Origin of the sequence: Zobellia russellii (assembly GCF_044597075.1) — a bacterium.
Taxonomy (GTDB): Bacteria; Bacteroidota; Bacteroidia; order Flavobacteriales; family Flavobacteriaceae; genus Zobellia; species Zobellia russellii.
In genome coordinates this window covers 3,051,714-3,064,052 of sequence record NZ_CP139000.1, presented here as the reverse complement: position 1 = coordinate 3,064,052, position 12,339 = coordinate 3,051,714, and the positions used below count along the sequence as shown (strand labels likewise).

Annotated in this window: 14 protein-coding genes; 6 read left to right on the top strand and 8 right to left on the bottom strand. The window is 40.5% G+C overall.

Features of this window, described 5'->3' with window-relative positions:
- Positions 1-49: 49 nt before the first annotated feature.
- The 3 genes from SJY45_RS12455 to SJY45_RS12445 are packed head-to-tail and all read right to left on the bottom strand — an operon-like array spanning position 50 to position 2,591.
- Positions 50-436 carry a VOC family protein gene (locus SJY45_RS12455; RefSeq protein WP_215913577.1) on the bottom strand — a complete coding sequence of 129 codons (387 nt, stop codon included), beginning with the start codon at positions 434-436 and terminating at the stop codon, positions 50-52.
- A complete protein-coding gene (gene recJ / locus SJY45_RS12450; RefSeq protein WP_400071072.1) occupies positions 433-2,121 on the bottom strand; it encodes a single-stranded-DNA-specific exonuclease RecJ in 1,689 nt (562 codons plus the stop codon). Before recJ ends, SJY45_RS12455 begins: the two co-directional genes overlap by 4 nt.
- 41 nt (positions 2,122-2,162) lie before the next feature.
- Positions 2,163-2,591, bottom strand: coding sequence for an OsmC family protein (locus tag SJY45_RS12445; RefSeq protein ID WP_215437125.1), 429 nt, complete (start codon positions 2,589-2,591; stop codon positions 2,163-2,165).
- A 203-nt stretch (positions 2,592-2,794) separates the two neighbouring features.
- Here SJY45_RS12445 and SJY45_RS12440 point away from each other — a divergent pair, with 203 nt between their 5' ends.
- On the top strand, positions 2,795-3,646 hold the full coding sequence (locus SJY45_RS12440) for a class I SAM-dependent methyltransferase (RefSeq protein ID WP_400071069.1): 852 nt from the start codon (positions 2,795-2,797) through the stop codon (positions 3,644-3,646).
- Here SJY45_RS12440 and SJY45_RS12435 read toward each other — a convergent pair.
- The 5 genes from SJY45_RS12435 to SJY45_RS12415 form a co-directional block, all read right to left on the bottom strand.
- Positions 3,643-4,218, bottom strand: coding sequence for a uracil-DNA glycosylase family protein (locus SJY45_RS12435; RefSeq protein ID WP_215437128.1), 576 nt, complete (start codon positions 4,216-4,218; stop codon positions 3,643-3,645). The genes SJY45_RS12440 and SJY45_RS12435 overlap by 4 nt on opposite strands.
- A 4-nt stretch (positions 4,219-4,222) precedes the next feature.
- The gene (locus SJY45_RS12430; protein ID WP_400071067.1) at positions 4,223-4,567 is read right to left on the bottom strand and encodes a HopJ type III effector protein; all 345 of its coding nucleotides are present in this window, start codon (positions 4,565-4,567) and stop codon (positions 4,223-4,225) included.
- A gap of 5 nt (positions 4,568-4,572) precedes the next feature.
- The gene (gene rsmI / locus SJY45_RS12425) at positions 4,573-5,244 is read right to left on the bottom strand and encodes a 16S rRNA (cytidine(1402)-2'-O)-methyltransferase (protein WP_400071065.1); all 672 of its coding nucleotides are present in this window, start codon (positions 5,242-5,244) and stop codon (positions 4,573-4,575) included.
- 5 nt (positions 5,245-5,249) lie between these two features.
- Positions 5,250-5,606: a DoxX family protein gene (locus SJY45_RS12420; RefSeq protein ID WP_215437133.1), complete on the bottom strand. Its 357-nt coding sequence runs from the start codon at positions 5,604-5,606 to the stop codon at positions 5,250-5,252.
- Positions 5,607-5,724: 118 nt separating this feature from the next.
- Positions 5,725-6,435: a hypothetical protein gene (locus SJY45_RS12415; protein WP_215437136.1), complete on the bottom strand. Its 711-nt coding sequence runs from the start codon at positions 6,433-6,435 to the stop codon at positions 5,725-5,727.
- Positions 6,436-6,605: 170 nt separating this feature from the next.
- On the opposite strand from SJY45_RS12415, the gene SJY45_RS12410 reads away from it, so the two are divergent.
- From SJY45_RS12410 to SJY45_RS12390, 5 genes are all read left to right on the top strand, one after another.
- Positions 6,606-7,265, top strand: a complete 660-nt coding sequence (locus SJY45_RS12410; RefSeq protein WP_215437138.1) for a thymidine kinase — start codon at positions 6,606-6,608, stop codon at positions 7,263-7,265.
- Entirely contained in the window at positions 7,249-8,358 is a 1,110-nt protein-coding gene (gene alr, locus SJY45_RS12405; RefSeq protein WP_400071062.1) for an alanine racemase, read from the top strand. Before SJY45_RS12410 ends, alr begins: the two co-directional genes overlap by 17 nt.
- Before the next feature lie 95 nt (positions 8,359-8,453).
- Positions 8,454-8,858 carry a large conductance mechanosensitive channel protein MscL gene (gene mscL, locus SJY45_RS12400; protein WP_215437142.1) on the top strand — a complete coding sequence of 135 codons (405 nt, stop codon included), beginning with the start codon at positions 8,454-8,456 and terminating at the stop codon, positions 8,856-8,858.
- Positions 8,859-9,064: 206 nt separating this feature from the next.
- Positions 9,065-10,054, top strand: coding sequence for an aspartate-semialdehyde dehydrogenase (locus SJY45_RS12395; RefSeq protein WP_400071060.1), 990 nt, complete (start codon positions 9,065-9,067; stop codon positions 10,052-10,054).
- A gap of 98 nt (positions 10,055-10,152) precedes the next feature.
- Positions 10,153-12,285 carry a prolyl oligopeptidase family protein gene (locus tag SJY45_RS12390; protein ID WP_400071058.1) on the top strand — a complete coding sequence of 711 codons (2,133 nt, stop codon included), beginning with the start codon at positions 10,153-10,155 and terminating at the stop codon, positions 12,283-12,285.
- Positions 12,286-12,339 lie beyond the last annotated feature (54 nt).

Below are 12,339 nucleotides of genomic sequence, written 5' to 3'. Positions count from 1 at the left end.
GTGTATTTGCTTGGTGCGATTCGCAAGTTAAGTTGCAGCAAGAAATCCGTTAAATGGTAATTTCTATTCGGTTTCCTTCCGGGTCTAGGATTACACTTTCGTAATAGCCATCTCCTGTAGTTCGGGGTTCGCCGGAAATCTGAAATCCGTCAGTTCTTAGTTGTTCCGTTAAGGAGTCTACCTTTTCTTTTGAACCTACGGAGAGTGCAAAATGAATGAAACCTAAATGCTCTTCGGTAGAATTTGATGCCTTAGTAATTTCAGGTTTGTGCATGAGCTCTAGTCGAGAGCCTTCATCAAAACTTAGAAAGTGAGAAGTAAAGTTTTTGTTTGGGTTATGATAGCGTTCTCCGCAAACTGCACCAAAATAATGTTCGTAAAACTTTCGCGTACCTTCTAGGTCGGATACCCATATGGCTAGGTGCTCTATCTTCATTGTATATCTTTTAGTTTCATCTGTAAACTCACATTTCCCTGCCATTCATTTTCGTCCAAAGAAAATACAGCGCTAAACGGTTTTTTGTTGGTGACAAGGGGTAATTTATCGCCCATATTAAAACCAATGCCGCCAATGGGGCCAATTCCGTTTTGGGTAGCCGCAAGTTTCAAGTGGGCCGCATCTTCGCCTACTCCTTTTGCGTAACCCGTATCTTGTAGATTTTCGGACATAAATACCGGGGTCATATTCCCAGGTCCAAACGGGGCGAACTGTTTTATGATTCGCATGAGTTTGGGTGAAATATCCTTAAAGTCGATTTGGGCATCAACGGAAATTTCAGGAATTAGAAGGTTAGGGTCTATGGTCTCAGAGACTACTTTTTCAAATTGCGATTTAAAGTTCTCAAACTGTTCTTCCAGCAGAGTGAGTCCTGCTGCATACTTGTGCCCACCAAACTGCTCAATGCAATCGGAACAACCTTGTAGTGCATTATAGACGTCAAAACCTTTTACGGAACGCGCCGAAGCAGCTAATTTATCGCCACTTTTGGTGAATACAAGGGTTGGACGGTAATAGGTTTCGGTAAGTCGGGAGGCAACGATGCCAATGACACCTTTATGCCAAGAGTCTTTGTAAACCACAGAGGTAAAGCGTTCTTCTTCCTTGTTCTTCTGAATTTGGTCTAGGGCTTCAATCGTAATTTCCTTATCCAGCCCACGACGGTCTTGGTTGAATTTTTCAATTTGGGCGGCAAAGGCTTCGGCTTGTGTTAAATCAGTTTCCGTGAGTAGGTTTACGGCGTGTTGTCCGTGTTTCATACGTCCTGCTGCGTTTATCCGCGGAGCGATAATGAACACCACATCCGTAATGGTAAGAACGGATTTTTTTATCTGATTGATTATGGCCTTAAATCCGGTTCGTGGAGCGGTATTGATAACCTGAAGACCAAAATACGCCAACACACGATTTTCTCCTGTCATGGGAACAATATCTGCACCAATGGCCGTAGCCACCAAGTCAAGGTACGGAACAAGGTCGTGGACGGTTTCTCCCTTTCTGGAACCCAGGGCCTGAATTAGTTTAAAGCCAACACCGCAGCCACAAAGCTCATCATATGGATAGTTGCAATCATCCCGTTTAGGGTCAAGAACCGCTATCGCATCTGGAAGCGAATTGCCAGGCCGGTGGTGATCACAGATAATAAAATCTATTCCTTTTTCCTTAGCATAGGCAACTTTATCAATAGCCTTTACTCCACAGTCCAAGGCAATTATCAATGAAAAACCGTTGTCTTCCGCAAAATCTATTCCTTGGAAAGATACACCATACCCTTCGGTATATCTGTCGGGAATATAAGTGGCAACATTGGGATAAAAACTCAGCAAATAGGAAGAAACCAAAGCGACAGACGTAGTGCCGTCCACATCATAATCGCCATACACCAAAATATTTTCGTTATTGGAAATAGCCCTTTCTATGCGCTCAACCGCCAAATGCATATCCCTCATTAAAAAAGGGTCGTGCAGATGGGACAGCTCTGGACGGAAAAACCTTTTGGCCTCGTCATAAGTAGTAATGCCTCGTTGCAATAGCAATTGAGCCACCAAATCGTCTACCTTAAGCGTACTGGCCAATTGGTCAATAGCATTTTGTTCAGGTTTCGGTTTAATGGTCCAGCGCATAAGGTGTGAAGGGTGAAAATTTAATAGTTGATGCTTTAAACTTAGTCTTTATGAAAAATAGTTTTGATTTCCAATGTTGCGAATTTTCGGAACATTTCCATTACCCCACAGTACTTCTCAACAGAAAGGTCTACAGCTCTTTGCAGCTTTTTCTCTGCCAGATTTTTTCCATGGAAATGGTACTCGATAGTAACAGCATCATAAAACTTAGGGTGTTCATCCGTTAGGTTGGCTATGGTTTCAATGTGAAAATCGTCAACTTCCAACTTCATTTTTTTAATGAGCGAAGCTACATCTAGACCGGAGCAGCCCGCTAAACCCGATAGCATTAAAGCTTTGGGGCGCAATCCTTTTCCTTCGCCACCATCGTCTGGTCCGGCGTCTATGTTCAACGTTAGGCCAGATGGGTTGGTGCTTTCGAACTGCATGTTACCCAGCCATTTGGTGGTAATATGATTTGTAGTAGCCATAATTTTTATGTTTCTTGTAAGAGTCAAAAATACGATTAATTGATAGATTTTAAGCTTGTATTCCACCTTGTCTTTTGAAAAGAAGGAAAACCAATAAGTCGTAATTTCCCCCCAAAAATAACGTGTGGTCCTAGTATGGCGCCATAGACAAAGCACGGATTAGGTCTTAAGATAATTAGTGATGTAAGTATAAAAAATTGGTTATGGATTGTCCCCTTTGTGCTTCGGAATCAAAATTTACATTTAAAATCAATGGTTTTGATATTCATGACTGTGTGTCTTGTAATCATCGGTTTGCCAATATAAAAACTGATGAAAAGCATGTAGATAACACATATGATGATTCTTATTTTAATGATGGAGGTGCTGGTTATTCGGATTATTTATTGGAATCTGATTTACTATACGAACGCGGTAAGAGGTATGCGAAAAAAATGGAACAGATTATTGGCAAAAAAGGAAGGGTTTTAGATGTAGGGGCAGCGGCAGGATGTATTTTAAAGGGGTATGTAGACGAAGGTTGGAGCGGTGTTGGAATAGAACCTAATCATCAAATGGCGCAATACGGTCGTAAACAATATAACTTGCAAATTGAACAAGGTGCTTTTGAAAGCTTCAGGCCTCATGAAAGGTTTGACCTTGTCTCTATGATACAGGTTGTTCCTCACATTTATGAACAACAAAAAGCATTTATGAATGCTTCCAAGGTGTTAAAGGATGATGGTTTTTTGCTCATAGAATCATGGAATAGGCAAAGTATTTCCGCTAGAGTCTTTGGGAAAAGCTGGCATGAATATGCACCTCCGAGTGTTTTACACTGGTATTCCTTAGAAGGTTTGACAATTTTCCTGAAAAACTTTGGATTTGAGCGGGTTTCTCATGGAAGACCCTCAAAAAAAATATCTGGAAGACATATAAAATCGCTGCTTGAGTATAAGCTAGGGAAGAATTTTATGTTAAATATGATTCCTGAGAAAGTAAATTTTCCTTATCCATCCGAAGATTTGTTTTGGGCTTTGTTCCGTAAAAAATGCACCTTACAAATTAAAGATTAGTCCGAAAGAATCTTGGCGACTTGGGTTTGTAATGTGGGAACCACATCTATCTCAAACCAAGGGTTTTTGGACATCCAAAATCTATTTACCGGAGAAGGGTGCGGCAACGGAAAAAACTTAGGCAAAAACTCATGGTAGTTAGCTACGTTCTCTGTAAGGTTGCGCTTAGATTGATTTTTCAAATAACGGTCTTGGGCATATTTTCCAATGACCAGAATTAGTTTCACTTCTTCTAACTCCTTCCAAAAATGGTCATGCCATAGCGGTGCACATTCCTTACGTGGCGGTAAATCACCTGTTTTTCCTTTTCCAGGAAAGCAAAACCCCATGGGTAAAACCGCAAAATTATCCGGATTGTAGAATTGTTCATCGGTAACACCTAACCATTCCCTAAGTTTTCTGCCACTTGGATCATCCCATGCTTTGTTATGGTCATGAGCTTTTTTTCCCGGCGCCTGACTGACTAAAATAATTTTTGATTTCTGGGAGCCGGCCACAATAGGTCTTGGGCCTAAAGGCAAATGCTCGCTGCAAACCTCGCATGCGCGTATTTCGGAAAGCAGTTTCTGCATAGGGTTATTTTCTTTTCAATGGGTCTTTTTCAAAATTTAGACCTTCAAATCCGGTTTTCATAAAATTACGAATGTTCTGGTGTCCTTTACCTCGTGCATCTTTGAGAACATTGGTAAAATAAAAATCGCCAAAACAAGCCAGGGTCTCATCTTTACTAAGCTCTTGTGCTTTGGCAAAAGCAAAAAGTTTGCAAGAACCGGAATTCTGTCCTTCGGGATTTTCTAAGGTACCGTTGGTAAAGGCTGTGGGAGTAAAGTCATAATTGGCGTCAATTACTGACATGGTTTCTGAAAATGCTATGGTTTCAGGAGTGGATTTTAGTTTTTTTAGGAATGTATCTAAGGTCATTAGTATTATTTTTTTCCGGCAACAATTATTACTATTTCGCCTTTAGGAGGTTTTTGGGTAAAGTGGTCTACGAGCTCTTCTGCCGTTCCCCTTATGGTTTCTTCGTAGAGCTTTGTAAGCTCCCGTGAAACGGAAACTTGCCTGTCCGCGCCAAAATATTCGGCAAATCGGCCTAAGGTCTTAATCAATTTATAAGGAGATTCGTAGAAAACTATAGTGCGGGTTTCTTCCGCTAACAATTTTAGTCGGGTCTGTCGTCCTTTTTTTGGAGGAAGAAACCCTTCAAAAACAAATTTATCATTTGGAAGCCCGCTGTTCACTAGGGCAGGCACAAATGCTGTAGCTCCGGGAAGACAATCTACTTCTAAGTTTTTTTCAACGCAGGCGCGAGTCAATAAAAAACCGGGGTCTGATATGGCCGGGGTTCCTGCATCGGAAATTAAAGCAATGGTTTCACCGGCTTGTAAACGCTTTACCAAAGCATCAACCGTTTTGTGCTCATTATGCATATGGTGACTCTGCATCTGCGTGGTAATCTCAAAATGCTGAAGTAGTTTTCCGCTGGTACGGGTATCTTCCGCAAGTATACAATCTACTTCTTTTAATACACGAATGGCCCGCAAGGTCATATCCTCAAGATTGCCAATAGGTGTTGGTACCAAATACAATTTTCCCATAAAAATTATTGTCGTAGCTCGTTCCCTACAAAATAGGCAACTAGCGTTGCTATAGCCGCTATAAAGGCAATCAGGTAGTCCTGGCCATCGGTTATATAATGTGCAAAGAACGCTAAAAGTGTATCAAAAAAGAAACCTGCATAGGCCCATTCTCTAAGCCATACAGAGAAATTACCCCAAATGGCTATTAAACCGAGTATTTTAGCAATGGCCAAAGGGTAAATTAGATAGGTAGGGTAACCTAGGTGCTCAAAGAAACCTGCAATCATTTCATAGTTGGTAAAATAATTGTAGATAGAGAACAACATAATCGCCGTCAAAACCCCTAGGGCCGACCAGTAAATGAGTTTTAAAGTTTTCATTGGCGGGCAATTTTTACTCTAAAATAATGATTAGCATTAACACTAGGCCAAATTTTGGTCAAAAAAAACCCTTTGTTTTAACAAAGGGCCTGTGTTTTTATGGGGGTAAAAAGTAAAACTAGGAGAATTTACGCTCAATAAACTGCATAAAGCGCTCCGCATATTCTTCCTTGCCCGACCAGTTGTTATAGTCCGGTTTCACCATATTTTCTATAAATGAGATAGAACGTTCCTCGCTATCTATAGTATTCAATTGGGATAAGACTCTATTGTAGTCTTCCATGCTGTCATTAAAAAGATGCTTAACAAAAGCCAATCTGTTGTTAAGGTCTATTTTAAGCTCTTTGTTAGAAACTTTATCGTTCAAAGATTTAGTATGCACCTCTTTCTTAGGGGCTACACCGTTTGGTTTAGGGGCCACAGGCTTTTGCGGTTCAAAAAGTTCCTGATCGTTTTTCATATAGTCCGGCTTGGCCAAAAATTCCTTCAAAACTTCATCTACATGGTCTTCATGGCTGGGCATTTCCGAAATAAAACCTTTAATAGTGTCCATGCCCGGGGTAATAATGTCTTCTTCATGCGGATTGCTCTCCGGTACAGAGGCATTTTCTCTCAGGACCGCATTGGCCATCTTCTCAAATTTGGCTGCAATAACATTTTTTGATACGTCTATTTCTATGTCGTTTAATTTCTCCTCTATATATTTAAGAACGGCCAATTTTTCATACAGATTCTTGGCGGCATCGTACATGTCGCTAATTTCCATATCACGAGAAGTGATAATATCAGTAGATAATTTTCGCAGTTCTTCCTTCAATTTGTTCTTCATCGGTCAATTTTTTCTAATTCTACCGGGTTTGGGTAAAAAAGGTATCTCTATCTTTGCTAACTTTAAATTCTGAACTCTAAGGAAATGTTATTTTGGTTAAAATAACGGCTCAACTAAAGTTCTATAATATTATGAACGAAAATCCCCATATTTTCGTCTAAAAATACAAAATGTTTCTCGAAAATACTGTTAATCACAAAGAACAATTCGGGTGGATAGAGGTCATCTGCGGTTCAATGTTCTCGGGTAAGACCGAAGAGCTGATCCGAAGATTAAAACGGGCTCAGTTCGCCAAGCAAAAGGTTGAAATTTTTAAGCCGATGGTAGATGTTCGTTATGACGAGAACATGGTTGTTTCTCATGATGCGAACGAAATTCGCTCCACACCTGTGCCTGCAGCGGCTAATATTCGCATTCTAGGCGATACCTGCGATGTAATAGGTATTGACGAGGCCCAATTTTTTGATGATGAAATTGTTACGGTCTGTAATGATTTGGCAAACAAAGGGGTGCGTGTGGTGGTTGCCGGTCTGGATATGGATTTTAAAGGCAATCCTTTTGGGCCAATGCCCGCGTTAATGGCTACCGCAGAATATGTAACCAAAGTACACGCTATATGCACGCGTACGGGTAATCTGGCCAACTACAGCTATAGAAAATCCAGCAATGACAACTTGGTTTTATTAGGTGAAACGGAAGAGTACGAACCTTTGAGCCGTGCGGCCTATTATAAGGCGAGATTAAAGGAGAAGGTCAAGCATTTAGAGGTGAAGAGCGAAGAGATAAAAAGCAACGATAACGATAAGAAAGCCGATGGCGAAAGCAGGTGAGACCGTTCTGGAGATAGACCTTTTTGCTTTAGAGCACAACTACGGGTTTTTAAAATCTAAAATAGATTCCAACACAAAGTTTTTAGGTGTCGTAAAGGCATTTGCGTACGGAAGCGATTCTGTGGCCATTGCCCGAAAACTAGAAGCCATTGGGGCAGATTATCTTGCTGTGGCCTATGTTAGCGAGGGTGTGGCTTTACGTGAAGCCGGAATAAAGATTCCTATATTGGTATTGCACCCATTACCCGTTAGTTTTGAGAACCTGATTGCTTATAACTTGGAGCCCAATATATATTCTCCTAAAATATTGGCCAATTTTCTAGAGGTTGCCAAAAGCAAGGGGTTAAAGCAATATCCTATTCACCTAAAGTTTAATACCGGACTCAATAGACTTGGTTTTACGGAGCATCAGATTAATGAGTTATGTGATGTATTGAGCGACCAAGATGAAGTTGAGGTGGTCTCGGTATTTTCACATTTGGCGGCATCCGAGGATTTGAGCGAGCGTGAGTTTACGGAAAATCAAATTACAACCTTCAGAAATATTACCAATATGCTTATTCCTAAACTAGGAAAAGTACCCATGTTGCATTTGTTGAATACTTCGGGCATTATAAATTATGCTAGTGCACAATTTGATATGGTGCGTAGTGGCATTGGCCTTTATGGATTTGGAAACGAAGCGGCTATAGACAAGCAACTTAAACCGGTGGCCACGTTAAAAACGGTTATATCTCAAATTCATACTATAGAAAAAGGACAGAGTATTGGTTACAACCGGGCATACAGAGCAGATGAAGCTGTTATTACTGCTACCTTGCCAGTAGGTCATGCAGACGGTATAGGAAGACAATACGGTAATGGAAAAGCTTATGTAACCATCAATGGAAAAAAAGCACCCATTGTTGGTAACGTGTGTATGGATATGATAATGGTAAACGTAACCGGAATTGATTGTAATGAGGGTGATGAGGTGGTTGTTTTTGGTGCAAACCCAACTGCTGAACAGTTTGCAAGTGGTGCCAAAACAATCTCATACGAAATACTTACGGGCATTTCGCAGCGTGTTGCGCGAATCATTGTGGATAATTAATATTTACAAGCATTATTTTAGAGTAAGTCTTTTTTTGTTAATTTGCAGTGCATTGAATTGCGCTATAAATTAATTAACCATTAAAACACTAAATCATGTTAAAAGATTTTAAGAATTTTATTATGACTGGCAACGTCATTGAATTTGCCGTTGCAGTTATAATGGCCGGAGCCGTAGGTCTAGTAGTAAACGGATTTGTAAATGACATTGTTATGCCAATTGTTGGTGAATTTACCGGAGGTGTAGATTTCGCTAACTTAAAGCATGTACTTACCCCTGCATCAGGTGTAGAAGGAGAAGCGGGTTACGTTGCTGAAAACGCTATTCGTTACGGTGCTTGGATCAATACCATTGTAAACTTATTGATCGTAGGTTTTGTAATGTTTATGATTGTTAAGGCGTATGCCAAGGCAAAAGGTCCTGCTCCAGAACCAGCTCCAACAGGTCCTTCTCAAGAAGATTTATTAGGAGAAATCAGAGATTTGCTTAAAAAGCAATAAGAATATAGGTTGCCCATTTGGGTAGACCACCGCTGCACTGCAGTTTAACATTAAAACCGTCATTGAAGCTCGCAACTTCTCTGGCGGTTCTTTTTTGTACAATTGTTATATTTAAAACAATTTGTTAAATAATGTTGATAGGGATTTAAAATGCTTGTGAGGTCAATAGGGTTGCACTACATTTGTGCCTCTAAAATTAATTAAAGATGAAAGTAGCCGTTGTAGGTGCCACTGGTATGGTTGGCGAGGTGATGCTCAAGGTATTGAGCGAACGTAATTTTCCAATTACGGAATTGCTATTGGTCGCTTCTGAGCGCTCTGTAGGTAAAAAACTCTCTTATAAAGATAAAGAATATACCATAATTGGTTTGGCGGATGCCGTAGCGGCAAAGCCGGACATTGCCATATTTTCAGCAGGAGGAGATACCTCTTTGGAATGGGCTCCTAAATTTGCTGAGGCAGGCACTACAGTTGTGGATAATTCCTCGGCTTGGAGAATGGACCCGACCAAAAAGTTAGTGGTTCCTGAAATTAATGCAGGTGAATTGACTAAAGAAGACAAGATTATTGCTAACCCTAACTGTTCTACTATTCAGTTGGTTATGGCTTTGTCTCCGTTGCACAAGAAATACAAAATGAAGCGTGTGGTCATTTCAACATACCAATCGGTATCAGGAACAGGTGTCAAAGCTGTACGTCAGTTAGAGAACGAAATGACGGGAGTTCAAGGCGAAATGGCCTATCCTTACCCTATCAACAGAAATGCATTGCCTCATTGTGATGTTTTCTTGGAAAACGGGTATACTAAAGAAGAAATGAAGTTGGCCCGTGAGCCACAAAAAATATTGGATGACCGTAGTTTCTCCATCAGTGCTACGGCCGTTCGTATTCCTACTGCTGGAGGACATTCGGAATCAGTAAACGTTGAGTTTGAAAATGATTTTGATTTGAACGATGTTCGTAAACTGTTAAATGATACTCCCGGTGTTACCGTACAGGATAATCCGGATACCAACACCTATCCTATGCCTATTTATGCGCATGATAAGGATGAAGTTTTTGTTGGCCGTATCCGTAGGGATGAATCGCAACGCAATACATTAAATATGTGGATTGTTGCTGATAACTTGCGTAAGGGTGCTGCAACAAATGCGGTGCAAATTGCTGAGTATTTGTTAGAAAACCGTTTGGTATAAAGTATATATATTTTCTAAATTTTTAGTTAAAACCTATGCTGTGAAATGCCGGCATAGGTTTTTTTATGGTACTTTTAACGAATTTCAATAGTCAAATCATGCAGAAATTCGTAGTACTTTTTTCTTTGGCTTCGGCTACTTTGGCCGGCCAAACATTGCCTAAAAACGAGAATCATATGGTGAAATATCCAAAGACCCGTAAATCGGAAACTGTAGACACTTATTTTGGTACTCCCGTAGCCGACCCTTACCGTTGGTTGGAAGACGATATGAGTGATGAGACCGGTGCTTGGGTAAAAGCCCAAAATGAGGTTACTTTTAATTATTTGGAAAAAATTCCGTTTCGGGAAGCATTGAAACAACGGTTGGAGAAGCTTTGGAACTATGAGAAATTAGGTTCTCCTTTTAAGGAAGGGAATTATACGTACTTCTATAAAAATAATGGTTTGCAGAACCAGTACGTCCTTTACAGAAAACAAGGGGAGGATAAGGAAGAAGTTTTCTTGGACCCGAATACCTTTTCTGAAGACGGGACTACATCTTTAGCTGGTCTAAGCTTTACAAAAGACGGTTCACTTGCGGCCTATTTAATTTCGGAAGGTGGGAGCGATTGGAGAAAGGCCATCGTAATAAATGCCCAGACCATGGAAGTAGTTGAAGATACTCTTACGGATATTAAGTTCAGCGGAATTTCATGGAAAGGAAATGATGGGTTCTATTACTCTAGTTATGATAAGCCGGAAGGAAGCGAACTTTCTGCAAAGACGGATCAGCACAAAGTTTATTACCATAAACTAGGGACTTCTCAAAAAGAAGACCAATTGGTATATGGAGGAACGGAAGCCGAGAAGCATAGGTATATAGGGGCCTCAGTATCCGAAGATGAGCGATATTTGTTAATTTCCGCTGCCGTTTCAACGTCGGGTAACAAGTTGTTCATTAAGGACTTTTCACAGGAAAATAGTCCATTAGTGCCCATAGTTGAGGATACGGACTCGGATAATTATGTTATTGAAAATGAAGGGTCAAAACTATATATCGTTACGAATAGAAATGCACCCAACAAGAGAATTGTTACGGTAGATGCTGAAAATCCAGGAGAAGAGAATTGGGTTGATTTTATCGCGGAAACCGAGAATGTACTGACTGCTGGTACAGGCGGTGGTTATTTCTTTGCGGAATATATGGTAGATGCTATTAGTAAAGTTTTTCAATATGATTACGATGGCAAATTGATCCGTGAAGTGAAGTTACCCGGGGTTGGTAGTGCATCGGGATTTGGTGGTAAGAAAGAAAACAAGGAGTTTTACTTTTCCTTTACCAACTATATTATTCCTGGTTCATCCTTCAAGTACAATGTAGAAACGGGTGAATATACTTCTTATTGGACGCCGGACATCGATTTCAATTCGGAGAATTTCGAATCCAACCAAGTATTTTATACCTCTAAGGACGGTACCAAGGTTCCTATGATCGTTACCTATAAAAAGGGATTGAAGTTGAATGGTAAGAACCCAACCATTTTATATGGTTACGGTGGTTTTAACATCAGCCTAACACCTGCTTTTAGCATTGCCAATGCAGTTTGGTTGGAGCAGGGAGGCATATATGCGGTACCTAACTTAAGGGGTGGTGGCGAATATGGAAAAAAATGGCACGACGCGGGTACGAAAATGAACAAACAGAATGTTTTTGATGACTTTATTGCTGCAGGGGAATATTTGATTGAAAATAAGTATACTTCTTCGGACTATCTGGCCGTTCGCGGTGGAAGCAATGGCGGACTTTTAGTAGGTGCTACCATGACCCAAAGACCAGATCTTATGAAAGTAGCTTTGCCTGCTGTTGGGGTTTTGGATATGTTAAGGTACCATACGTTTACTGCTGGTGCTGGCTGGGCGTATGATTACGGCACGTCTGAGGAGAGTAAGGAAATGTTTGAATACTTAAAAGGATATTCCCCCGTTCATACTATTAAAAAGGGAGTAGATTATCCTGCCACATTGGTTACTACCGGAGACCATGATGATCGTGTAGTTCCGGCTCATAGTTTTAAATTTGCTGCGGAACTACAAGCCAAACAATCGGGAAAAAACCCTACCTTAATTCGTATAGAGACCAATGCCGGTCACGGAGCAGGTACGCCGGTAAGCAAAACTATTGAGCAATATGCCGATATTTTTGCATTTACCCTGTATAATATGGGTTTTGAGGCACTTCCGTATAAATAAATTGCCTATTTCAAGAATTAAATACCGTTTGGACTTTTCTTGACAAAAGAGTGC